At 71.0% G+C, this 23,742-nt stretch carries 19 protein-coding genes; 6 read left to right on the forward strand and 13 right to left on the reverse strand.

The window, feature by feature from the left end; genetic code table 11:
* Positions 1-15: 15 nt before the first annotated feature.
* The 8 genes from ACFYWY_RS03380 to ACFYWY_RS03415 all read right to left on the reverse strand — a co-directional run bounded on the left by ACFYWY_RS03380 (position 16) and on the right by ACFYWY_RS03415 (position 10,332).
* Positions 16-3,906: a multifunctional oxoglutarate decarboxylase/oxoglutarate dehydrogenase thiamine pyrophosphate-binding subunit/dihydrolipoyllysine-residue succinyltransferase subunit gene (locus ACFYWY_RS03380; protein WP_389178917.1), complete on the reverse strand. Its 3,891-nt coding sequence runs from the start codon at positions 3,904-3,906 to the stop codon at positions 16-18.
* A gap of 300 nt (positions 3,907-4,206) precedes the next feature.
* Positions 4,207-5,334, reverse strand: a complete 1,128-nt coding sequence (locus ACFYWY_RS03385) for an ATP-binding protein (RefSeq protein ID WP_389178920.1) — start codon at positions 5,332-5,334, stop codon at positions 4,207-4,209.
* The gene (locus ACFYWY_RS03390; protein ID WP_307661179.1) at positions 5,331-6,068 is read right to left on the reverse strand and encodes a response regulator transcription factor; all 738 of its coding nucleotides are present in this window, start codon (positions 6,066-6,068) and stop codon (positions 5,331-5,333) included. The genes ACFYWY_RS03385 and ACFYWY_RS03390 overlap by 4 nt, the downstream gene beginning before the upstream one ends.
* 91 nt (positions 6,069-6,159) lie before the next feature.
* Positions 6,160-6,843 carry a spermidine synthase gene (locus tag ACFYWY_RS03395; protein WP_389179578.1) on the reverse strand — a complete coding sequence of 228 codons (684 nt, stop codon included), beginning with the start codon at positions 6,841-6,843 and terminating at the stop codon, positions 6,160-6,162.
* 114 nt (positions 6,844-6,957) lie between these two features.
* Positions 6,958-7,542 carry a hypothetical protein gene (locus ACFYWY_RS03400; RefSeq protein ID WP_389179581.1) on the reverse strand — a complete coding sequence of 195 codons (585 nt, stop codon included), beginning with the start codon at positions 7,540-7,542 and terminating at the stop codon, positions 6,958-6,960.
* A gap of 38 nt (positions 7,543-7,580) precedes the next feature.
* Positions 7,581-8,954, reverse strand: a complete 1,374-nt coding sequence (locus ACFYWY_RS03405) for a hypothetical protein (protein ID WP_389178924.1) — start codon at positions 8,952-8,954, stop codon at positions 7,581-7,583.
* Positions 8,951-9,721 carry an ABC transporter ATP-binding protein gene (locus ACFYWY_RS03410; protein ID WP_389178927.1) on the reverse strand — a complete coding sequence of 257 codons (771 nt, stop codon included), beginning with the start codon at positions 9,719-9,721 and terminating at the stop codon, positions 8,951-8,953. Before ACFYWY_RS03410 ends, ACFYWY_RS03405 begins: the two co-directional genes overlap by 4 nt.
* A complete protein-coding gene (locus tag ACFYWY_RS03415) occupies positions 9,718-10,332 on the reverse strand; it encodes a hypothetical protein (protein ID WP_389178930.1) in 615 nt (204 codons plus the stop codon). Before ACFYWY_RS03415 ends, ACFYWY_RS03410 begins: the two co-directional genes overlap by 4 nt.
* A gap of 28 nt (positions 10,333-10,360) precedes the next feature.
* On the opposite strand from ACFYWY_RS03415, the gene ACFYWY_RS03420 reads away from it, so the two are divergent.
* Complete coding sequence (locus ACFYWY_RS03420) at positions 10,361-10,672, forward strand: hypothetical protein (RefSeq protein WP_389178933.1); 312 nt, start codon at positions 10,361-10,363, stop codon at positions 10,670-10,672.
* Positions 10,673-10,691: 19 nt separating this feature from the next.
* Here ACFYWY_RS03420 and ACFYWY_RS03425 read toward each other — a convergent pair whose 3' ends face one another.
* Positions 10,692-11,276, reverse strand: coding sequence for an RNA polymerase sigma factor (locus ACFYWY_RS03425; RefSeq protein ID WP_389178936.1), 585 nt, complete (start codon positions 11,274-11,276; stop codon positions 10,692-10,694).
* A 220-nt stretch (positions 11,277-11,496) separates the two neighbouring features.
* On the opposite strand from ACFYWY_RS03425, the gene ACFYWY_RS03430 reads away from it, so the two are divergent.
* Together ACFYWY_RS03430 and lon are read left to right on the forward strand one after the other, a co-directional pair.
* Positions 11,497-12,357 carry a rhomboid-like protein gene (locus ACFYWY_RS03430; RefSeq protein ID WP_389178939.1) on the forward strand — a complete coding sequence of 287 codons (861 nt, stop codon included), beginning with the start codon at positions 11,497-11,499 and terminating at the stop codon, positions 12,355-12,357.
* A 128-nt stretch (positions 12,358-12,485) separates the two neighbouring features.
* Positions 12,486-14,909 carry an endopeptidase La gene (lon, locus tag ACFYWY_RS03435; RefSeq protein WP_389178942.1) on the forward strand — a complete coding sequence of 808 codons (2,424 nt, stop codon included), beginning with the start codon at positions 12,486-12,488 and terminating at the stop codon, positions 14,907-14,909.
* A gap of 51 nt (positions 14,910-14,960) precedes the next feature.
* On the opposite strand, the gene ACFYWY_RS03440 is transcribed toward lon, so the two are convergent.
* Both ACFYWY_RS03440 and ACFYWY_RS03445 read right to left on the reverse strand, forming a co-directional pair.
* Positions 14,961-15,932, reverse strand: coding sequence for a trypsin-like serine peptidase (locus ACFYWY_RS03440; RefSeq protein WP_389178945.1), 972 nt, complete (start codon positions 15,930-15,932; stop codon positions 14,961-14,963).
* Positions 15,933-15,937: 5 nt separating this feature from the next.
* The gene (locus ACFYWY_RS03445) at positions 15,938-16,948 is read right to left on the reverse strand and encodes a helix-turn-helix domain-containing protein (RefSeq protein WP_389178948.1); all 1,011 of its coding nucleotides are present in this window, start codon (positions 16,946-16,948) and stop codon (positions 15,938-15,940) included.
* Positions 16,949-17,098: 150 nt separating this feature from the next.
* Here ACFYWY_RS03445 and ACFYWY_RS03450 point away from each other — a divergent pair, with 150 nt between their 5' ends.
* Together ACFYWY_RS03450 and ACFYWY_RS03455 are read left to right on the forward strand one after the other, a co-directional pair.
* Positions 17,099-19,954, forward strand: a complete 2,856-nt coding sequence (locus ACFYWY_RS03450) for a M4 family metallopeptidase (RefSeq protein ID WP_389178951.1) — start codon at positions 17,099-17,101, stop codon at positions 19,952-19,954.
* A gap of 98 nt (positions 19,955-20,052) precedes the next feature.
* Positions 20,053-20,889, forward strand: coding sequence for a pentapeptide repeat-containing protein (locus ACFYWY_RS03455; protein ID WP_389178954.1), 837 nt, complete (start codon positions 20,053-20,055; stop codon positions 20,887-20,889).
* 77 nt (positions 20,890-20,966) lie between these two features.
* Here ACFYWY_RS03455 and ACFYWY_RS03460 read toward each other — a convergent pair whose 3' ends face one another.
* Positions 20,967-21,803, reverse strand: coding sequence for a lysozyme (locus ACFYWY_RS03460; protein WP_389178957.1), 837 nt, complete (start codon positions 21,801-21,803; stop codon positions 20,967-20,969).
* Positions 21,804-22,034: 231 nt separating this feature from the next.
* Here ACFYWY_RS03460 and ACFYWY_RS03465 point away from each other — a divergent pair, with 231 nt between their 5' ends.
* Complete coding sequence (locus tag ACFYWY_RS03465; protein WP_389178960.1) at positions 22,035-22,523, forward strand: MarR family winged helix-turn-helix transcriptional regulator; 489 nt, start codon at positions 22,035-22,037, stop codon at positions 22,521-22,523.
* Between the two features lie 155 nt (positions 22,524-22,678).
* Here ACFYWY_RS03465 and ACFYWY_RS03470 read toward each other — a convergent pair whose 3' ends face one another.
* The gene (locus ACFYWY_RS03470; RefSeq protein WP_389178963.1) at positions 22,679-23,467 is read right to left on the reverse strand and encodes a hypothetical protein; all 789 of its coding nucleotides are present in this window, start codon (positions 23,465-23,467) and stop codon (positions 22,679-22,681) included.
* Positions 23,468-23,742: the final 275 nt, after the last annotated feature.

Here is a 23,742-nt window from a genome sequence, read left to right on the forward strand (position 1 = left end):
GTCAGGCAGTTCCGGTCAGGCCTCGAAGACCTCGTTGAGCAGCTGCTGCTGCTCCGCCTGGTGCCGCTTGGCCGAGCCGACAGCCGGCGACGAGCCGTGCGGCCGCGAGATGCGGCGCAGGCGCTCGCCGTGCGGGATGTCCGCGCCGACCGCCAGGTCCAGGTGGTCGATCAGGTTCAGCGCGATGAACGGCCACGCACCCTGGTTCGCCGGCTCCTCCTGCGTCCAGAGGTACTTCTCGGCGTTCGGGAACTTGGCGATCTCCGCCTGGAGCTCGGCGCCCGGCAGCGGGTACAGACGCTCGAGACGGATGATCGCGGTGTCCGTGTTGCCGCGCTTGACCCGCTCGGCGTCGAGGTCGTAGTAGACCTTGCCGGTGCAGAAGACGACCTTGCGGATCGCCTTCGGGTCCGCATTGCCCGTATCGACCGCAGTGTCGCCGATCACCGGGCGGAAGCCGCCGTTGGTGAACTCCTCCGCCTTCGACGCCGCCGCCTTCAGACGCAGCATCGACTTCGGGGTGAAGACGATCAGCGGCTTGTGGTGCGGGTTGTGGACCTGCCAGCGCAGCAGGTGGAAGTAGTTCGACGGCAGGGTCGGCATGGCGACCGTCATGTTGTTCTGCGCGCACATCTGCAGGAAGCGCTCAGGACGCGCGGAGCTGTGGTCCGGGCCCTGGCCCTCGTAGCCGTGCGGCAGCAGCAGGGTCACACCGGAGGTCTGCCCCCACTTCTGCTCCGCCGAGGAGATGAACTCGTCCACGACGGTCTGCGCGCCGTTGACGAAGTCACCGAACTGCGCCTCCCACATGACCAGCGCGTCCGGGCGGGCCAGCGAGTAGCCGTACTCGAAGCCCATCGCCGCGTACTCGCTGAGCAGCGAGTCGTAGACGTTGTAGCGGGCCTGGTCCTCGGAGAGGTACAGCAGGGGCGTGTAGTCCTCGCCGGTCTCCTGGTCCACCAGCACCGCGTGGCGCTGGCCGAACGTGCCGCGGCGGGTGTCCTGGCCGGACAGCCGGACCGTGGTGCCCTCCATCAGCAGCGAGCCGATGGCGAGGGTCTCGCCCATGCCCCAGTCGATCGTGCCGTCCTCGACCGAGGCCGCACGGCGCTGCATCTGCGGCATCAGACGCGGGTGGACGGTGATCCGGTCGGGGATGTTGACCTGGGACTCGGCGATCCGCTTCACGATCTCCTGGGAGACCGCCGTGGTGACGGCCACCGGGAACTCGGCCTGCGCGTCCGGGACAAGCGCCGGAGCCGGGAGGCTGGTGGCCTCGCGGACCTCCGCGAAGACCTTCTCCAGCTGGCCCTGGAAGTCCTGGAGCGCCTGCTCCGCCTCTTCCAGCGTGATGTCGCCGCGACCGATGAGCGACTCGGTGTAGAGCTTGCGCACCGAGCGCTTCTTGTCGATCAGGTTGTACATCTGCGGGTTGGTGAACTGCGGGTTGTCGCCCTCGTTGTGACCGCGGCGGCGGTAGCAGATGAGGTCGATGACGACGTCCTTGTTGAACGTCTGGCGGAACTCGAAGGCGAGCCGCGCGACGCGGACCACGGCCTCCGGGTCGTCGCCGTTCACATGGAAGATCGGCGCCTCGATCATGCGGGCCACGTCGGTCGCGTACATGGACGAACGCGAGGACTCCGGGGCGGCGGTGAAGCCGACCTGGTTGTTGATGACGATGTGGACCGTGCCGCCGGTGCGGTAGCCGCGCAGCTGCGACATGTTCAGCGTCTCGGCGACGACACCCTGGCCGGCGAAGGCCGCGTCACCGTGCAGGGCGACCGGCAGGACCGTGAAGTCCGTGCCGCCCTTGTTGATGACGTCCTGCTTGGCGCGCGCGACACCCTCCAGGACCGGGTCGACCGCCTCCAGGTGCGAGGGGTTGGCGACCAGCGAGACCTTGATCTGCTCGCCGTCCAGACCCGTGAAGGTGCCGTTGGCGCCCAGGTGGTACTTCACGTCGCCGGAGCCGTGCATCGACTTCGGGTCGAGGTTGCCCTCGAACTCCCGGAAGATCTGCGCGTACGACTTGCCGACGATGTTCGCGAGGACGTTGAGGCGGCCGCGGTGGGCCATGCCGATGACGACCTCGTCCAGGCGCGACTCGGCAGCCGAGTCGATGACCGCGTCGAGCAGCGGGATGACGGACTCGCCGCCCTCCAGCGAGAACCGCTTCTGACCGACGTACTTGGTCTGCAGGAAGGTCTCGAAGGCCTCCGCCGCGTTGAGGCGGCGCAGGATCCGCAGCTGCTCCTCGCGCTCGGGCTTGGTGTGCCCGCGCTCGACGCGGTCCTGGATCCACTTGCGCTGCTTGGGGTCCTGGATGTGCATGAACTCGATGCCGGTCGTGCGGCAGTACGAGTCGCGCAGGACGCCCAGCACATCGCGCAGCTTCATCAGGGACTTGCCGGAGAAGCCGCCGACGGCGAACTCGCGCTCCAGGTCCCACAGCGTGAGGCCGTGCTCGGTGATGTCCAGGTCGGGGTGCTTGCGCTGGCGGTACTCCAGCGGGTCGGTGTCGGCCATGACATGGCCGCGGACCCGGTAGGAGTGGATCAGCTCGAAGACCCGCGCCGCCTTGGTGACGTCGTCGTCGTGCGAGGCGTCGATGTCCTTGAGCCAGCGGACCGGCTCGTACGGGATGCGCAGCGCCTCGAAGATGTCGTCGTAGAAGCCGTTCTCGCCGAGGAGAAGGTTGGCGACGATCCGCAGGAACTCGCCGGAAGCGGCGCCCTGGATGACCCGGTGGTCGTACGTCGAGGTCAGCGTCATGACCTTGGCGATGCCCAGCTGGTTCAGAGTGTCCTGTGACGTGCCCTGGAACTCCGCGGGGTAGTCCATCGAGCCGACGCCCATGATGACCGACTGCCCGGGCATCAGACGCGGCACGGAGTGGACGGTGCCGAGGCCGCCGGGGTTGGTCAGCGAGACGGTGACGCCGGTGAAGTCGTCCATCGTCAGCTTGTTGTTGCGGGCGCGCCGGACGATGTCCTCGTAGGCCTGCCAGAACTCGAAGAAGTTCATGGCCTCGGCCTGCTTGATGCCCGCGACGACCAGTTGGCGGTCGCCGCTCGGCTTCACCAGGTCGATGGCCAGACCGAAGTTGATGTGGTCCGGCTTGAGGAGGGCGGGCTTGCCGTCCTTGTCCGTGTACGACCAGTTCATCGACGGCATGGCCTTGATGGCCTGCACCATCGCGTACCCGATGAGGTGCGTGAAGGAGACCTTCCCGCCGCGGGCGCGCTTGAGGTGGTTGTTGATCACGATGCGGTTGTCGAAGAGCAGCTTCACCGGGACGGCGCGCACGGACGTGGCCGTGGGCACCTCCAGCGAGGCGTTCATGTTCTTCGCGACCGCGGCCGCGGGGCCGCGCAGCGGTACGAGCTGGGGGCGCTCGGACACGGCCGGCTCAGCCGCCTTGCCGGCGGCAGCCGCCGGCTTCGGGGCGGCGGTGCCCGCGGCACCGGCGCTCGCGGCGGGCTTCGCCGGTGCGGCGGGCGCTGCGGCGGCGGCCGGGGCGGGCTGCTGCGTGGCGGCCGGCGCGGCCGGGGTGGCCGTACCGGCGGAGCCGTCAGGCGTGCCCGCAGAGGCTGCGGGAGCGCTCGGGGCGGCGGCGGCCGGGGCCGCAGCGGTGGCACCCGCAGCCCCCGCGGCTGCGGCGTCGGACAGCGCGGCGGGGGCTTCGCTCACCGGCTTCGCCCCTGCGGCGGCGGCTGCGCCGCCCGGCTTGTAGTCGGCGAAGAAGTCCCACCAGGCACGGTCGACCGCATTGGGGTCCTGGAGGTACTGCTGGTAGATCTCGTCGACGAGCCACTCATTGGGACCGAACGCGGCGGCAGGGTTCTTACCCTGCCCGCCTTGGTCTGACGAGATGCTCGAGTTACTGGGGGACTGAGACGACACGGCGGCAACCGCCCTCTTCCGCTTCACAAGGTGATGGACAGCGGAAATAAAGGCTACGCCTCCCTGGCCGAGAGGTGCAGGCCGGGCTGGCCATCGTCGTGCAAGTCACATCTGAAGGCGGGTTTCGGGGCTGTGAATGGCGGGAAACAAACGTGGTTCCGCTTCGCCACGGGCAAGCTTGGGTACGCCACACGGCGGCCGCAGCCCGGTCGGCTCGCACCTTCGACGGCGTACGGCCTTCTTCAGCCCACGCCCTCACTACGGACACGCAGAACGCGCGCTTCCGGTTCGAACCCTACGTCAACCGCGCGCCGAAGGGATCCCCGGAAGGGTGACCTGGATCCGGCAGCCGCGGGATGATTCGGCCACCCCGATGCGCCCGCCGTGCAGATCGACTGCCCAGCGCGCGATCGCCAGCCCCAGGCCCGTGCCGCCGTCGCTGCCCTTGCCGTGCGGGGACAGGACGTTGCCCCGGTTGAAGCGCTCGAAGACCCGGTGCCGCTCCGGCTCCGGGATGCCCGGGCCTTCGTCGAGCACTTCCAGGTCGAGGGACTCCGGCTGCGGGCCGCGGCGGGCGCGTACCGTCACGCGTCCGTGCGGGGGCGAATGCTTGACCGCGTTGTCGATCAGGTTGGCGACCACCTGATGCAGCCGCTCCGCGTCCGCGTGCGCGGTCAGCTCCGGCGGCGACACATCCAGGTGCAGATGCACGTCCGTACGGGTGTGGTTGCCGGACCCGGAGGTCATGCCGCGCTGGGCCGCGGCCAGATTGGCCTCCTTCAGCACCCCGGAGAGGTACGGCCACACCTCGAAACGGCGGGCCTTGAGCGGTACGACGCCGTTGTCGAGCCTGGACAGGTCGAGCAGCGTCTCGACCAGGCGCCCCAGGCGCTCGGTCTGCTTGAGCGCCGTACGCATCGTCTCCGGGTCGGCGGCCGAGACCCCGTCGACGACGTTCTCCAGCACGGCGCGCAACGCGGCGATCGGGGTTCTCAGCTCGTGCGAGACATTGGCGACCAGCTCCTTGCGGTGCTGGTCCACGGCCTCCAGATCGTCGGCCATGCGGTTGATGGTGGAGGCGAGGTCGCCGAGCTCGTCACGGCGGTCGGCGCCGCGCACCCGGCGGGTGTAGTCGCCGTGCGATATGCCCTTGGCCACCGTGTTCATCTCGTCCAGCGGGGCGGTCAGGCCGTGCGCGACGAACTGGGTGATCAGCAAGGTGGCTATCACCGAGAAGACGGTGATGAAGCGGACCTCGGTCCGGGTGCGCAGGGCCACCAGCAGCAGGCCCGTGGTGATGAAGACCGAGACGACGACGAGCGTCCCGAGCTTCGTCTTGATCGAGATCGCGATGGAGGCGGACCGCGACCTGCGCCGGCTCCGCCGGTCGCCGCGGCCGGGCGGCCGGTCCCAGGACCGCCGTCTCATGGAGCCGGCGTCTCCAGCGCGTAGCCGACGCCATGGACGGTACGGATGCGCTCGGCGCCGATCTTCCGGCGCAGGGCCTTGATGTGGCTGTCGACGGTGCGGGTGCCGGACGCGTCGGCCCAGTCCCACACCTCCGCGAGCAGCTGCTCACGGGAGAGGACGGCACGCGGGGTGTTCGCCAGGCAGACCAGCAGGTCGAACTCGGTCGGCGTGAGATGTACGTCCTCGCCGCGCACCCGGACCCGGCGCTGGGCGTGGTCGATCTCCAGCTCGCCGAGGCGCAGGATCCCGCTTCGGGGGGTGACCGCGGCGAGGGCCGCCCGCTCCACGCGGCGCAGCAGCACATGCACCCGGGCCGCGAGCTCGCGCATCGAGAACGGCTTGGTCATGTAGTCGTCGGCGCCCACGCCGAGACCGACGAGCATGTCCGTCTCGTCGTCGCGCGCAGTGAGCATCAGCACCGGAACCGGGCGCTGCGCCTGGACGCGGCGGCAGACCTCGAGGCCGTCGAAGCCCGGCAGCATCACATCGAGCACCATCAGATCCGGTTGCCAGGCCTCGGCGGCGTCGACGGCGGCCGGGCCGTCCAGAGCCGTCTGGACCAGGAAGCCTTCCGCCCGCAGGCGTGCGGCGATGGCATCGACGATCGTCGAGTCGTCCTCGACGACCAGCACCCGGCGCTGGGCGCCGGGTGTGGCCGCGACGCCGTTGTGCGTGGTGTGTGTCTGCTCCATCGCCCCGCCCCTGTACGCGTTCTCGCGAGCTGCATGCCGGTGTAGATCCCGTGTGTAGGTCAGCAGCGTAAAGGCAGTGAAGGCATCCCGGCTACGCAGGGCGAACAGCAAGGTGGACCACGTCGGGCACTCCTCGGGCAACCCGGATCTCTTCGGTAGTTACCCCGGTGAATCCGGCATTCCGCAACGCATCCTCGAACGCCGGAGAGGGCTGCGCGGACCACACGGCGAGGACTCCGCCGGGCTCCAACCGGCCCTGGCAGGCGGCGAGTCCGGCCGCCGAGTAGAGGTTTTCGTTGTCGTCGGTGACGGTCCAGTCGGGTCCGTTGTCGATGTCCAGGCAGAGAGCGTCGTAGCGGTCCGTGGTCGTGCGCAGGTAGTCGACGAGGTCCGTGTGAAGGATCACGCTGCGCGGGTCGGCGAGCGCGTCGCCGGAGATCTGTCCGAGGGGGCCGGTGCGGTGCCAGTCGATGATCGCCTGCTCGCGCTCGACGACGGCGATATGCCGCCAGCGGGGGTTGGCGGCGGCACGGGCGAGGGAGAAGCCGACGCCGAGTCCGCCGATGAGGAGGGCGGGGTCGCTCTTTCCGGCGGCGGCGAGGGCTTCGTACGCGGCGTCGATGAGCAGCCGCTCGGAGCGGCCGTCGGACGTGTCCATCAGGAAGCACCCATTGGCGATGATCTCGTGATGCGCACCGCGCTGCCGGAGGACGACCTCCCCGTGGGGCCCCTCTCGCCGGTCGAGGGTGACGGGTCCGTCGGTTTGGAGCGGCATGGCGGTGACCTCCGGGTGACGGGTGCGGGGCGGACGCGTGTCGGTGGTCATGGTGGCGGGGTGGGGCGAGCGGGACAAATGGTTTCCGGGCCGGTGGGTTCGGTTCCCGGCGGGCTACGGCCCCTCGCGGCGGGACCCGCGCCATGCGTACAGTGTCGATCCTGCGACATAGGCCGCTCCCGCCGTCGCCCACGCCGCGGGCTGCCGGCCCGGTTGCATGGGCCAGGCCCACACCGCTGCCCATCCGCCGTGGACGCCGGGCGTACCGAGGTAGATCGCGCTGAGGTACGCGAACGTCGGCAGCCAGCTCAGCCGCGCGCCGATCAGCGCCGCCGAGGCCGTGGCGATGCCCACTGCCCCGAGGGTGTTGCGCACCATCGCCGGCGCACCGAACTCGGTCGTGTGCCCGAGCACCGCGAGCGCGAGGGAGGCCGCCGCGAGCACGGTGAGTGCCAGCACATGGGCCAGCCGCCGGGGCCACCAGGGGCGCACGGCAGTCCGGTCCAGCTCGTCGGCGTACTGGTGGAAGCTGGTGCTGATCACGGCGGAGGCGAGCAGTGGTGCGAGCGCCACCACAGGCACGCGCCGCTTCGGGTCGAGATAGGCGTCCAGGCCGTATGCGGCCCAGACGGCGAGACCGGCTGTTGCGGCGAGTACGGCGAGGGCGACGGGGATGCCGCGGGACCGGGCGTACAGCATGCGGCCGGCCGGGGCGGCGGTCTCGCCGTCCGAGCCCGTCACAGTGCGGGCACCTTGCTCGGGTCGCAGCTGTCGGCGGTCGCGAAGTAGCCTGTGAGCCAGTCGCGACGGCCCTCGTCACCCATGGACGTCAGATGCGCGAGAGCGTTCTTGTCGGCCTTGATACGGGCGAGTTCCTTCTCGTCGCCCCTCTTCCGGGCCTGCTCCTCGAAGCGCTCGTCCAAATCGTCCCGTCCGGGGTTGGGGCTCAGCCAGTCCGTCACGGTGTTGTCGACCCGGTGCGCGCGTTCGTCGTTTCCGCGGGCCTCGCACTGGACTGAAATGCCTGTCAGCGCGGCGGCGGCCTCCCACGCGTACTGCTGCGGATTGATCAGTTCACCGCGTACGACGTACCAGCCGAGCGGAGTCAGCATGGGCAGCTGGGCCTCGTCGGGCTTCGGCTCCCCGGGCAGGTCCTCGAACCGGACCGGCAGGTTCTCGACGCCTTCGAGCCGGCCCGTGACGTCGGAGAGAGCCGCGGAGACTTTCGGCAGCAGCCCTCTGTACAGCGCGTTCACACAGATGTTGGGCCTGAGGGACGTGTCGCACACCTGCCGCTCGAAGAGCGGGTCGTCGCGCCACATGGCGTCGCCCGTCTGCGCGACAAGCATTGCGGCGGCGGTCGCGGCGGCGAGCGGCAGCAACGCGGTGTACCGGCGCCGGGCGGCGTACGCGAGGACCGCGGCCACGGCCAGACCGCCCGTCCACGCCGTCATCGCGAGCGGCTGCCACCACACCGGAAGCGACAGGCTCATGGACTCCGCGGCCGGGCTGAGATGCCGGACTCCGGATGTCTGGTACGTCGGGACGGCGAGGGCGACATACGCGCAGACGGCCAGTACGGGCGGGGCCGGCCGCCATGCCACGAGCCGTCCGACGACGTGGCCCACGAGCGTGCACGCCACCAGGAACGCCGCGTCCGCCGGCAGCGCGGAGAGGACCGGGCGGCCTGCCGACGCATACGGCCAGGTGGCCAGGAGCGCCCCCAGAGCTGTGGACACGTACCCTGCGGACACCCACGCCGCCACCGGCAGCGACGCCACCAGGAACTGCGCGAGCGGGCCACGGGCGGCCGTCGACCGCAGCTCCGCGGTATGCCGCCGGCGCTCCCTGCCGCCCTGCCAGCAGCCTGCGGCGGCGGCCAGCGGCCCTCCGAGCAGCGCGCTCAAGATATGCAGCTCGGACAGGGTCTCTGACCAACTACCCTGCCACTGAGCGGCCTTGGAGCCCATGGCCACCAGGAGCGTGAACAGGACGGCGACCCCGGCCCACGGTGCGAAACCGTGCAGCAGCTCGGTGCGCAGCGGGTGTCGGGCGCGTGCGGGGAAGGGGCTACGGGTGGGGGAGGAACGTTTCAGGGTGGTCGTGTTCACCGGCCCGCTCCCGCGAGCGCGCGGTGGGCGCGCAGAGCTGCGGTGTAGCCGCGTTCGATCGCGTTGCCGGCGCTCTCGTCCAGGGAGTCCCTGCCCAGCGCCGTCAGTTCCGCGGTGGTGCCCCGGTAGGCCACCCGGCCGGACTCGATCAGGGTCACCTCCGCGCAAGCGGCCGCCACGTCTTCGACCAGGTGGGTGGAGACGATCACTGTGGAAGCAGTGCCCAGTTCCAGGAGCAGTGCTCTGAATTCGACCCGCTGCTCCGGGTCGAGACCGGCCGTCGGCTCGTCGAGCAGCAGCAGATCCGGCTCGTTCACGATGGCCTGCGCGATGCCGACCCGGCGCACCATCCCGCCCGACAGCGTCTTCACCTTCGCGTCGATGCGGTCCGCTAGACCCACCCGCTCGACCGCCCGCTCCACCGCACCGGGGACCGACTCCGCCGTCATTTCCTTCAGCCACGCCACGTACGAGACGAACTCCCGGACCGTGAATCCCGGGTAGTAGCCGAACTCCTGCGGCAGATAGCCCAGCCGCCGCCGTACCTCCGCCCGCTCCCGGTGCCGCGACACATCGCGGCCGAGCAGCTCCACCCGGCCTTCCGCCGGTGCGGCCACCGTGGCCAGGACGCGGATCAGCGAGGTCTTGCCGGCGCCGTTCGGGCCCAGCAGACCGTGTACGCCGGTGCCGAAGCCGAGGGCGACCGCGTCGAGCGCGACCGTCCTGCGGTGGCGGACCGTCAGCCCGGTGACCTCTACGGTGCTCACATCTTCTCCAGATGGTCGAAGGACGAACGGCGTACGGCGAGCAGCCCCGCGCACAGCACGGCAGCCGCCGCCCAGCCGCCCTGCATGGCGGGCCCCGAGACGTACCGCTCGAGCTGGCCCGCCAGGTCGCGCGGCAGCGTGGCCAGTACGGGTGCCACGACGACGCCCAGCCAGCCGCAGGCCAGGCCCGCGGCGGCGGCCGCGCAGCCCACGTACGAGCCGAGCGCCAGTGCCGCCAGCGTCAGGGCGAGACCCGGAAGCAGCCAGGCCGCCGCACCCGGCACATCCGCCGCAGCGGGCAGCAGCGCGCCGGCCGTCGTCAGCAGCGGGACGCTGACCGCCAGCACGGCCGCGGTCCGGGTCAGCAACAGCCGCAGTCCGCCGGACGGGGTCGACGCGGCGACCTCGTGCAGCGGATCCGCGTGGCGCCCGTACGAGAGACCCACCCCGGCGAGCGGCAGCACCGGCGCAATCGCGAGCAGCAGCGGGCGGGCGCCGCCGAAGTGCGCGCCGTACGCGAGGATGAGCGCACCGGCGATCACCAGGAGCAGCGCCATCAGCCAGGCGCCTCGCAACGCGGGCCCGGCGGCCCACACCATGCGAGCCGGCAACCCCGCCCACCCCCGAGGAGCCCAGCCCGTGCCCGCAGGCTCTCGCGCCCCGGCCACCCGCATCCCACCCCGGCGCATCCTGGCTCCCCGCGCCACGGCCCGGCGCGTCCCGGCCACCCGCGCGCGCCCGCCCCACGGCACTCCGGTGCGTGACGCCGCCGGTGCCGTTGCGCTCGACAGCACCGCCGCCCGGACAACCGCCAGTACCGGGCCCGCCGTGCCCGCCCGCACAGCCGCCGAGACCCGGGTCGCGCACGGTCCGCACGATTCGACGTGCTTCTCCAGAGACCAGGCGTCCGGCTCGGCGGCCGAGCCGGACGCGTACTGCGCCGCCAGCTGATTGCTCACATGCCACGTGTTCACGCCGTGCCTCCCAACGCATCGGTGTCGGGCGCCAGTTGAGCCAGCGCGGCACGCAGCTCGCGGCGGGCACGCACCGCCCGGGTCTTGACCGTGCCCTCCGGTATGCCGAGCAGCCGCGCGGTCTCACGTGTCGTCAGCCCGTCGATGACGGTGGCGCGCAGTACCTCCCGCAGCTCCGGCGAGATCCGTTCGAGTGCGGCGCCCACGTCCCCGTACTCCAGACCGGCCAGCACCCTCTCCTCGGCGGAGGGTGTGGCCGCGGCGGGCTCGTGGACGACCCGGTCCGCGCGGGTTTCGCGGGCCCGCGCCCGCTGCGCGTCGACCAGCCGCCGCGCGGCGATCACCCACAGCCAGCCGCCGGCCTCTCCGCTGCGGTGCGAGGCGGCGGACCGCCACGCCGTGACGAAGGTGTCCTGGAGCACTTCTCGTACCGTCTCCGGGTCCGCGCAGCGGCGCGTCAGACGGGCGTGCAGCCAGCCGGCGTGCCGGTCGTAGAGCGCGGCCAGCGCTTCCGTGTCCCCGCGCGCGACGGCCCGCAGCAGCGCTGCGTCGTCGTCCTGGTCTCCCCCCGTGGGGCGCATCAGTCTCACGCCCTCTCTATCGCTCGCGGGTGCGCTGCCGGTTCACGGCCGATTCACAGCCGATTCACAGCTGGGCCACTGCCCGCTCGCCAGGACCTGGCGTGTTGGCGACGCACGGAAACCTGTGAAGGTTGCCCCATGTGGCGCACGTCATAGACGGGTGTGATGGTGATCGCGTTGGGTGGGGTCTGTTCGGGGGCTTGACGAAAGGGGCCACGCGGTGCATCGGCCGACGACGCGCGACCCGGCCACGGGCCAGGAACTCACGGGCCAGGAACTGCTGAACGCCGTCCCGGCCCAGCGGAGACCATCCGCGCGGATCGTGACGGCTCGCGTCACGGCTCCCGTCTTGCCGGCTCCCGTCGCACCAGCTGTCGTGCCAGGCGTCGCACCGGCGGTGACGCCCACCGCGGCGCCCGCCCCGCCCGTGGGTCTCCCGGGCTGGCGGCGCGTGCTCCAGGTGCTGCCCACGCCCACCGGGACACCGTTCACCTTCTGCTACGTCCTCGTCCTGATCGCCACCTCACTCTTCGTGCAGCACGGCGACCCGGACACGGTCTCCACGCTGCTCCGCGGCTCCAGCACCGATGTTGCCCATTTGATGGACAGGCCGCTGCTCGTTCTCGGCGCCAGCGCGCTGTGGGTCGCGGGCGACCCGCTCGGCCCGTACGCCATCGCCTTCTTCTTCACGCTCACCGCGCTCGAGCGCCGCATCGGAGCCTGGCGCACCGCCGGCGTCTTCCTGGCGGGGCATGTCGGGGCGACGCTGGCCACCGAAATCCCGGTCGGGGTCTCGGTGGTGGCCGGACATCTGCCCGCCACCTCGCTGCACCGCCTCGACTACGGCATCAGCTTCGGCCTGATGGCGAGCATCGGCGCCCTTGCCGGGCTGTTCGGCCCGTTGCTGCGCGCGACGCTGCTCGGCTTCGTCTCCTTGATGCTCCTCCAGGACCTGCTCGCCTTCGCGGACCCGCTCACCAACTGGGGCCATCCGCTTGCCCTGCTGGCCGGCATCGCCTGCTGGCCCGCGGTGCGCCGCTGGGCGCGGTGGCGGAACGGTTTCCCGCTCCGCGATCGCTGAGCCCTCCTCGTACACCCCCTGACCAGGCGTGAAAGCCGATCGCTGACAGCGAACACTCCCCTGGGAACATCTCCGCGGCATTGTGCATTGAGTCCATACAGCTCAACTTGACTGCCTAAGGGGAGATCATGGCTTCGATGTCCACACCGCTCACCCTGCCCGTGCTGCCGCTCGACGACGAGGTCGTGCTGCCCGGAATGGTGGTGCCGCTCGACCTGTCCGACACCGACGTACGAGCCGCGGTGGAGGCCGCCCAGGCTGCCGCGCGTTCCAGCGGTGCCAGCAAGCCGACGGTGCTGCTTGTTCCGCGCGTCGACGGGAACTACGCCGCGACCGGCGTGCTCGGGACCGTCGAGCAGGTCGGCCGGCTCTCCGACGGCGACCCCGGCGCGCTCATCCGCGGCCGCGGGCGGGTGAGGATCGGTGCGGGGACCACGGGCCCCGGCGCCGCGCTCTGGGTCGAGGGCTCGCGCGTCGAGGAGACCGTGCCCGACTTGCTGCCCGGCTCGGTCACCGAGCTGGTCAAGGAGTACAAGGCGCTCGCCACCGACTGGCTGAAGAAGCGCGGCGCATGGCAGGTCGTGGACCGCGTCCAGCAGATCGACGACATCTCGCAGCTGGCCGACAACTCCGGCTACTCGCCGTTCCTTTCCACCGCTCAGAAGATCGAACTGCTGGAGACCGCCGACCCGGTGGCTCGCCTCAAGCTCGCCACAGAGCAGCTGCGTGAGCACCTCGCCGAGCAGGACGTCGCCGAGTCCATCGCCAAGGACGTCCAGGAGGGTGTCGACAAGCAGCAGCGCGAGTTCCTGCTGCGCCGTCAGCTCGAAGCCGTACGCAAGGAACTGCGCGAGCTGAACGGAGGGGCCACCGACGCTGCCGACGAGTCCGACGACTACCGGGTCCGCGTCGAGGCCGCCGACCTCCCCGAGAAGGTGCGCGAGGCCGCGCTCAAGGAGGTCGAGAAGCTGGAGCGGTCGAGCGACCAGAGCCCCGAGGGCTCCTGGATCCGCACCTGGCTCGACACCGTGCTCGAACTGCCCTGGAACGAACGAACTGATGACAGCGCGGCCGGGCACGACATCCAGGGCGCCAAGGCGATCCTGGACGCCGAGCACGCCGGCCTGCAGGACGTGAAGGAACGGATCACCGAATACCTGGCGGTGCGCAAGCGGCGCGCCGACCGCGGGCTCGGCGTCGTCGGCGGACGACGCGGGGGCGCGGTCCTGGCGCTCGTCGGCCCGCCCGGCGTCGGCAAGACCTCCCTCGGCGAGTCCGTCGCGCACGCGATGGGACGGAAGTTCGTCCGGGTCGCGCTCGGCGGCGTACGGGACGAGGCGGAGATCCGCGGACACCGGCGTACGTACGTGGGTGCTCTGCCCGGCCGGATCGTGCGGGCGATCAAGGAGGCCGGTTCGATGAACCCGGTCGTCCTGCTCGACGAGATCGACAAGGTCGGCTCCGACTTCCGGGGCGACCCGGCGGCCGCGCTGCTCGAAGTACTGGACCCGGCGCAGAACCACACCTTCCGCGACCACTACCTGGAGGTCGAACTCGACCTGTCCGACGTGGTGTTCCTCGCCACGGCGAACGTCATGGAGGCCATCCCCGAGGCCCTGCTCGACCGGATGGAGCTGGTCAGGCTCGACGGTTACACCGAGGACGAGAAGGTCGTCATCGCCCGGGACCACCTGCTGCCGCGCCAGCTGGAGCGGGCGGGTCTCGAGCCCGGCGAGGTCGTCCTGGAGGACTCGGCGCTGCGCAGGCTCGCGGGCGAGTACACCCGGGAGGCGGGCGTCCGTAACCTGGAGCGGTCGGTGGCCCGGCTGCTGCGCAAGGTGGCGGCCCAGCACGAACTGGGCGAGCAGGAGCTGCCGTTCACGATCGGCGCCGAGCAGCTGCGCGGCCTGATCGGACGGCCGCACCACGTGCCCGAGTCCGCGCAGGACCCGGCCGAGCGCCGGACGGCCGTGCCCGGCGTAGCCACCGGCCTCGCGGTCACCGGCGCGGGCGGTGACGTGCTGTACGTCGAGGCGTCGCTGGCCGACCCGGAGACGGGCGCGGCGGGGCTGACCCTCACCGGTCAGCTCGGCGACGTGATGAAGGAGTCCGCCCAGATCGCGCTCTCCTTCCTCCGCTCGCACGGGGCCGAACTGGAACTTCCGGTCGCCGACCTGAAGGACCGGGGCGCGCACATCCACTTCCCGGCGGGCGCGGTGCCGAAGGACGGGCCGAGCGCGGGCATCACGATGACGACGGCGCTCGCGTCGCTGCTGAGCGGCCGTCAGGTCCGTACGGACGTCGCCATGACCGGCGAGATCTCGCTGACCGGCCGCGTCCTGCCCATCGGCGGTCTGAAGCAGAAGCTGCTGGCCGCGCACCGGGCGGGCATCACGACGGTCGTGATCCCCAAGCGCAACGAGGCGGACCTGGACGACGTCCCGGCCGAGATCCTCGAAAGGCTGGAGGTGCACCCGGTGACGGATGTCCGCCAGGTGCTGGAGATCGCGCTCTCTGCGGCGGAGGTTCCGGTGGCCGCCGCGGCGGCCTGACCGGGGTGCGCTGTGGGCCCGGCGGTGTTCTCGCACCGCCGGGCCTTCGCGCTATCCGGCCGCCGCCTTGTCGTACAGCGCGCGGGCGCGGTCGTCGAAGAGAGCGGCCGTCGACTCGCTGTCCGTGTCGCCGCCGCTCAGTACGCCTATGAGCCTGCCCTGATGCCCGCCGTCCCGGTAGTCGGCGAGCCAGGGCCCGCCGCTGGTGCCCTCCCAGAAGCCCGCGCACTCCATGAGCAGCGTCTTGGGCAGATCGGGGTCGGGGCGGCTGTCGGTGGTGCAGGCGACGGGGCGGTTGGTGGGGTTGTGGTCCCGGGTCGGATACCCGACGACGGTGACCCGGCGGTCGGGCGGCGAGGCCCAGTCGGGGGCGGCGGAGCCGACGGCCTGCTGCACCTGACGGCCCTTCGCGTCCGGCTCCAGAACGAGGAACGCGTAGTCCGCGGCATCCGCGTCGTCGTCGCCGTCCGTCCAGTGCTCGTCGACGTGGATGGCTGCGACCTTCCAGCGCCCGTACGGATAACTCCCCTTGCCCCTGCCCGAGAACCCTGGCGCGAACTCCAGCTCGCCCGGCCCGTACGCCTCCGCGCTGCCCGCGTCCTGGATGCAGTGCGCCGCGGTGGCGATGACGTTGCCCTTGGGGCTGGCCACGACGCTAGCGGTGCAGAAGTGCTCGCCGTCCGGATCGATCAGCACCCCGACGGACGAGGCTCCGTCAAAGGCGGTCGCGGATGCCCGCGGCGCGGGGGCTACGGCCCGCGCCCCGGCCGACCGGTCCGCCGCGGTGGCCTCGGGCGGCGCGGCGGAGGAGGGCCCGGCGCACCCGGTCGCGGCGGTCAGCACGGCCATGGCGCTCAGCACGGCCATAGCGGTCGGCAGGGCGATGGCGTTCGGCGGGGCGATGGCGGTCGGCGCGGCCATGGCGTTCGGCGCGGCCATGGCGGGCCACCTCAGCCCCCTGATCGTGCCGCTGGTTCTGCTCGTACGGCTGTGCCACTTCATCCGGACATCCTGCCCGCTCACGGCTCTCAGTCCAGCCAGCCCCGCAACGTCGCCTGCGCCCCCGCCTGGAAGCGCGTCTCCGCCCCCAGCGTCTCCAGCAGACGGCTGATCCTCCGGCGTGCGGTGTGCACGTGGACGCCCATGCGGCGGGCGATCGCCTCGTCCTTGAGGCCCGCCGCCAGCAGGCCGAGTAACTCCTTCTGGGCCTCAGGCAGTGCCGCGCACGCCCCGGCCGAGCCGCCCAGTGGCGTGGCCCGGTCCCAGACCGTCTCGAACAGCGGCACCAGCGCGTTACTCAGCAGCGAGTCGCCGATCACCAGCGCCGATGCCTTCGGGTCCGCCGCGTCGGTCGGGGGGAGCAGAGTGATCCGGCGGTCCACCGCGATCAGTTTGGTGGGGACGGCCGTCGCCACCCGCGCCCGCAGGCCCTGTTCGACCAGGCCGGTCACCGAGCGCATCCGGCCCGGGTGGGCGAGCCCGTCCCGGTCCAGGACGGTCCGAACCTCCACGCCCCGGTCGAGGAGCGCCTCGATGCCGAGTCCCGGCTGCGCGGCGCTGCCGTCCCGCGGCCCCTTCACATACGGCGGGCGGTCCAGGATCGCCACCTCCCGTTCCGCCGACGCCAGCAGATACTCCGCCCGTTCGCCGATCGCCCGCGGGCCGGTCACTACCTCGATGCCGCCCTCGGGCGCGCTGGGTGACCCGGACATCAGCCGGCCCGCCAGCTGGTCCGCGGTCATCCGCAATCGCTCCAACTCCGCCGAACGTAAGTGCAGTTCGGCCTGTCGGCGGTGGATGAGCGTACGGATCGCGGCAGCCGGAGCGGCCGGATGCGGCAGCCCGTCGCCGTCCCCGCCCGCGGGCAGCGCCAGCCCGTCCTCCACCAGATGACCGAGCGCCCGGTCCAGCCGGTCCCGCGGCAGCCCCAGCAGTCGTGCCAACTCCTCGGCCCCTGCGGCCCGTTCCTTGAGCAGTGCCTCGTACGCGCGCTCCTCGGCCTCCCCCAGGCCGAGGGTGTGCAATGCCCCCTCGCTCATGCATCGGATTCTCACTCTGCCTTCACGAGGCACACAAGTGGGCATGTCCAGTTGTCAACGCGCAGGCCACATTGATCGGTTGACGTCCCACCGGTTGCATGGCCATGACCACCTTTACGGCTTGACCAGCACGTGGGAGGGGTACGAACTGTGCGCAAGGCCAGGACAAGCACACAGAGACCGGGCATATCCAGGGGGATCGGTCTCGCCGCACTGCTCGGCACAGCCGGGCTGCTGCTCACCGCGGTACCGGCACAGGCGATCACTCCGCCGGCCGCCGCACCACCCGCCGATGTCATACCGGGGGCCGAGACGGCCACCCCGTCGTTAGTCGACGGCATCCGGGATGCGGCGGACGCCAAGGCCAACCCGGCGGACGCGGCTCGCGGCCATCTCGACGCCAAGGACCGCCGCTACAGGATCGCCGACGCGCAGCGCGACCTCGCGCCGCTGCAGACCGTCAAAAACGGCGCAAAAGAGGTCGTGAGGCTTCAGCAGAAGCACCACGGGATCCCGGTGTTCGGCGGCCAGTACGTCGTACGCATGGAGTCCGAGGACGGCAAGCGCTTCGTCACCGGCACCTCCGGCAAGTACTTCACCGGCCTGAAGACCGGCACGAAGGCGACCGTCAGCAAGGAGACGGCGGTGCGGCGGGCAGTCGCGGCGACCGCGGCGCGCCTCGGCGGAAAGACGCTGAGCAAGGCCGACGCCGTACGCGGCAAGGGGGCCGAGTCCGCGAAGGCCGCCGCACTCACCGGCGCCGCCGGCGGCCTCGTGGTGATCCCGCGCGGCGAAGGCGTGCTCGCCTACCACGTGACCGTGCGCGGCACGAACCCCACCACCGGCGAACCGGTGCTGCAGCAGGTCTACGTCGACGCCAACGCCGGCTACCCGGTGCTGCAGTTCAGCGGCATCAAGACGCTGACCGCGAAGAAGGCCGCCGCGTCCGCCGCCGTCGCGTCCGGCACGGCGCAGAAGGCCGCACAGCGGTCCGCCCGCGCGGCCGACGCCGACCCCGCCGCCGGCCTCAAGGGCACCGGCGTCAAGCTGGACGGCACCAAGGTCGACCTCGACGTCCAGCTCGACGCCACCCGCGACCAGTACGTGCTGATCGACCAGTCGCGGATGGGGGACACCAGCAAGAACACCCTCACCACCTGGGACGCGCGGGACCGCGACGTGAGCGAGGTGGCCGGCGTCTGGCCGAGCGGGCTGAAGGAATTCGGCCACCCGGCCAGGGAATTCGGCAAGGACGCCACCGAGTCCGGCGCGGTCGACGCCCACTGGGCGGCCGGCCAGGTCTACGACTACTTCAAGAAGAACCACGCCCGCGACAGCCTCGACGGCCGCGGTATGACCGTCAACTCCCTGGTCGGGGTCACCTTCTTCGGCAGTCCGTACGTCAACGCCTTCTGGGACGGCCAGAAAATGGTCTACGGCAGCGGCGACGAGGACTACAAGCCGCTCTCCGCAGACCTCGACGTAGTGGGTCACGAGATGACCCACGGCGTCGTCGAGAACACCGCCAACCTCGTCTACGCCGGCCAGTCCGGCGCACTCAACGAGGCACTCGCCGACTACTTCGGCAACGCGATCGACATCGGCGTCTCCGGCGCCGCCATGGACGATCCGGACTCCGGTCTGATCGGCGAGGACCTCTGCCGTACGACGAAGCCGCGCGAGTGCGCCTTCCGCAACCTCAACGACGGCGCCACCACCTCGAAGAACTTCCTCGGCGTCGCCTTCGGCACCGACAACGGCGGCGTGCACCTCAACTCGACCATCTTCTCCGGCGCACTGTGGGACCTGCGCCAGGACGTGGGCGGGGAGCTCGCCGACCGCATCGTGTACAAGGCGCTGGCCGAGTACATGACGCCGCTCGACGGCTTCACCGACGGCCGCAACGCGGTGCTCGCGGCGGCCAAGGACCTCGGCGTCACCGCGAAGCAGCTCACCGCGGTGAAGCGCTCCTTCAACGCCCACGGCATCGTCCCCGGCTGGGAGGACGCGCTCGGCGTCGACTCCGACCAGCTGCTGGGCAAGGTCAACACGTCGGGCACCGGGGTTCAGGCGGGCGGCGGCTGGTGGGCCGTCTCGCAGTCCAACGACGACGGCTCGGAGCCGTACTCCGTGTACGCGGGCCGTGCGGACGGCAAGGGCGCCCCGAAGCTGATCAGCCCCAACGACGGCCGCTACCACGTCTACCCGGCGACCGACGGCAAGACGGTCGTCTGGGCGGCGTACGGCACGACCAGCCTCGACATCCTCTCCCGGCCGCTGGCGGGCGGTCCGGTCAAGAAGCTCTACACCTCGTCCACGGACGTCGGCGGGCTGCGCGTGGAGAACGGCGTCGTCGTCTTCGAGAGCTTCGGCATCTTCGGCGACCGGCATGTGGGCCACCTGCGGCCCGGCGACCGTGAGCCCACCTTCGTGGACGGCGGCGGCTTCGACGTACTCACCGCCCTCCCGGCGATCAAGAACGGGAAACTCGTCTACGCCAAGCTGTATCCGACGCCCGAGGAGTACAAGCTCGGCGTCGAGGTCTACGACCTCAAGACCGGCAAGGCCACCCTCGCCCAGCAGCTCGGTGAGCCGCAGATCCTCGGTCAGAGCGGGATCAACTCCACGCACGCCTTCTGGCTGGTGGACGAGAATCTGAACGACCAGGGCCAGATGGGCGTCCGCCGCTCGGGCCTGGACGGCACCGGCACGGTGGACATCAGCCCGGAGGCCAAGCCGACCGCGCTGATGCCCTTCGACCTGACGGCCTCAGAGGACGCGGTCACCGTGACCAGCGCGCTGCCCGACACGGCGTTCCGCAACGAGTCGCTGCCGAAGCTGTGGCAGCTGACGACGGACGGCTCGCGCAAGGAACGGGTCTCCTGCAACCGGGGCGAGCAGATCTCCCCGGCCGCGGTCTCGGGCCGGCAGGTGGTCTGGATCGACGGCACGACGGGCTGGACCGACCTGGTCACCCGCGAACGCCCGGCCGGACTGTGCGGCTGACGCCGACGCGGTGATCTCTGAGTGAGAGACGGACCCCCGGCGCCCGTGCGCCGGGGGTCCGGGGGTCGCAGGGCTGTCCCCCAGGAGGACACAGCACAATGGCCGGTGTGGACGACCAACGCGACGACCGGGCCCTGCGGGCGGACTGCGAGAGCTGTTTCGGACTGTGCTGCGTGGCACTGACCCTCTCCGCATCCGCGGACTTCGCGATCGACAAGAAGGCCGGAACGCCCTGCTCCAACCTGCGGACGGACTTCCGCTGCGGCATCCACACGCGGCTGCGGCAGAGCGGCTTTCCCGGCTGCACGGTCTACGACTGCTTCGGCGCGGGACAGCAGGTCTCCCAGGTCACTTTCGGCGGCACGGACTGGCGGCGTGCCCCGGAGACCGCATCGCAGATGTTCGCCGTGTTCCCCGTCGTACGACAGCTTCATGAGCTGCTCCGGTATCTGACAGAGGCGCTCACCCTGCGCCCCGCCCGCGCGCTGCACGTCGAGCTCCGGCGGCTGCTGGAGGAGACAGAGCGCCTCACCGGGCTCGGCCCCGACGCCCTCGAAAAGCTGGACGTGGCCACGCACCGGCAGGACGTCAACGTGCTGCTGCTCCGTACGAGCGATCTCGTCCGGCGCGATGCGGGCAGCAAGACGAAGGACCGGAAGAAGAACCGCAGGGGCGCCGACCTCGTCGGCGCGCGGCTGGGGGGCGCGGACCTCAAGGGCGCCGATCTGCGCGGCGCGTATCTCATCGCCGCCGATCTCACCGGCGCCGATCTGCGTCTCGCCGACCTCATCGGGGCCGACCTCAGGGACGCGGACCTCGCGGGCGCGGATCTGACCGGCAGCATCTTCCTCACCCAGCCGCAGCTGAACGCGGCCAAGGGCGATCGGTCCACCAGGCTGCCGCCCGGGCTGACCCGCCCCGCGCACTGGTCGTGACCGTCGTGACCGTCGTGACCTTTGTGGCCGTCGTGGCCGTCGTGACCAGCGGGCGCGGGACGGGCTACGTGCGCCGCTCAGCCGTTGGCGAGCGCCACGACGCGGTCCAGCGCGCCGTTGAACTTGTTGTGGTCGCCGACGATCGGTCCTGACGAGGTGTACTGCCACATCGTCTGGTAGGCCCAGCCGGCCGGCAGGGTGCCCGGCGTGGTGTTGTACCGGGCGATCCACAGCGGGTTGGCCGCGCCGAAGCCGCTGTAGTTGCCGGTGCACTGCGTCCACCAGCTGGTCGCGGTGTAGATCACCGCGTTCCGCCCGGTGCGCGCCTTGTAGCGGTTCAGGAAGTCGCGGATCCAGGTGACCATCCCGGACTGGGTCTTGCCGAAGCAGGCGGCGCCGTACGGATTCCACTCGATGTCCAGCGCGCCCGGCAGGGTCTTGCCGTCCCTGGACCAGCCGCCGCCGTTGTTCACGAAGTAGTCGGCCTGCGCCGTGCCGGTCGTGGTGTCGGGGGTGGCGAAATGGTAGGCGCCCCGGATCATCCCGATGTTGTACGAGCCGTTGTACTGCTGCGTGAAGTACGGGTTCTTGTAGTACGTGCCCTCGGTGGCCTTGACGTAGGCCCACTTCACGCCGCTGCTCCACAGGCCGGACCAGTTGACGTTGCCCTGGTGGCTGGAGACGTCGACGCCTTCCGTCTGGGCGGCGCGGTTGCCCGGAGGTAAGCCTCCCTGTCCGTCGTGGGCGATGACGCCCATGCCCAGATACGCCGAGCCGCGCGGGGGAGCGGCGTCGGCGTCGGCGGCGTCGGCGGCGGCCGGGAGGGTGAGGAGGAGGGAGAGAACTGCGAGGAGAGTGCCGACCACTGTCGCGAGGCGTGAGCGGTCGGTCGATCCGGATCTGAGCACGGGCATAGCGTGCCTCCGAAGACCTCGGTGGGGGGGAACTGACGATGTGTCGACATGTCGTGGCGGGATTTCATGGTGTGGACATGCCAGCAGTGACGCTACGCACGCAGAACCACGGGTGGAAGGGGGGCACGGTGCTGCCGTTGGTCTATGCCTGCGAAATACTGGCCGAGCTGCGGCAATGGCTGCCGCCGGAAGAAACTTTCAGGATCCGGAAAGCGCGCGAGGGGTGCTGACGTGCACGAGAGCGGTACGGGGAGTGAAGCGGACCCCAAGTGCGGGAGTGGTGTGGACCACGAATTCCTCGCTCTGGAGCGGGAGTTGGCCGTCTTTCTGCGCCGGGCCCGGGCGTCCTCCGGCGAGATGGCCCGCGAGGTCCACCCCGATCTCGAGCCCGCCGCGTACGGACTTCTCGTACGTCTCGAGGATGCCGGGCAGCAGCGCGCCACCGAGCTCGCCGGCTACTTCGGCGTCGGCAAAGCGACCATGAGCCGCCAGCTGCGCGCCCTGGAGGAACTCGGCCTGGTGGCCCGCGAACCCGACCCGGCCGACGGCCGCGCTTCACTCGTCCGGCTCACCGACGAAGGGCGCTCGCGCTTCCGCAGGGTGCGGGACGCGCGGCGCGACCGCTATGTGAGCAAGCTGGCGGGCTGGGACCGCGGCGAGGTCGCGGAGCTGGCCCGGCTGCTGCACCAGCTGAACAAGCGGGCCGAGAGCGAGGAGTGACCGGGTCCGTCCCACGGCCGGTTCGTCGCCGCGCCCGGGGACTTCGTCCGGGGCCCGGCGAGCTCGAAAGTCAGAGCTCCGCGTAGATTCCGGGGCCCGGCGAGCTCGAGAGTCAGAGCTCCGCGTAGATTCCGGGGCCCGACGGGCTCGAAAGGTCAGAGCTCCGCGTAGACCACCGCCGCGTCGTCGTGCAGCTTCCAGCGGATCACGCTCCCGCGCTCCTGGGCCGAGATCTCCAGCGCCCTGACCCGGTCGATCAGCCCCTGCGGCCCCTCCTTGCGCAGCAGCGCCAGGCACTCGGCCCAGCTGCCCTCCGCGAACATCTCCACCCAGCGGGCCGCCCCGTCGGTCAGCGCGACCACGGCCCGCACCTCGCCGCGGGGCGTGCTGCCCGTCACCGCGCGAACCGCCACCCCCGGATCGGCCGCCGCGGTGAAGAACCCGCCCTCCGCATTGCGCAGCGCGTCCGCCGAGGCATGCGTACGCAAGGACTCCCGGGGCAGCCGGTCGATACGGTCGTCCAGCACCGCCCGCACCTTCCCGTCCGGCGACTCCAGCAGCAGCGTCGAGTCGGAGAGCACCAGATGCTCCACCGGCTCCGCCCGGCCGCCCCAGCGCGCCATGACCACCGTGGCCTGCGGTGTACGCACGTGAGAAAGGTCACAGGTGTCACGGTGGGCATCCGCGGTGCGCCGGATTGCCTCCGAAAGGACTGCTGCCAGCGTCATATCCCGTCGCGAACCGGACAGTTCGATCAGCGCGCCACCCAGCCTGGCGGTGAACCACGGCACACCGTGCACACATCCGTCGTCGCCCGCGGGTGGCGTCACACCGTCCAGCACCACGAGCGTTCCCCCCTGGCCGGAGCCCGGCAGGGCCACGGAAGCCCAGTCTTCGTTGGGGCGTTCGGACGTGCCGGGGGTGGTCGCGAGTTCGATACGCATAATCCCCAGTCTGCATGACACCTTCACGAAGCCCGCATGACCATGCAATTGGCCCTTACCAGCAGGTCAGGGCGTGTTCCCGGGGTGTGGGAAGCGGGCCGTCCCGGCTGCGGGCGCGCATCCTGCCAAAGCCCGGCCGGAAGATCCAGCCGGTGCCCCGCGCGCCGCCGTACCGGCCGCGGCGGCGACTTGTTCGCCAACTCCCGAGTGAGGTTCACTCGTTTCCGTACCAGGGGTAGGCCCTCGCGTGTGACCGGCAGTCATCTCTGGTCCGG

Source organism: Streptomyces sp. NPDC002870, assembly GCF_042888505.1.
Taxonomy (GTDB): Bacteria; Actinomycetota; Actinomycetes; order Streptomycetales; family Streptomycetaceae; genus Streptomyces.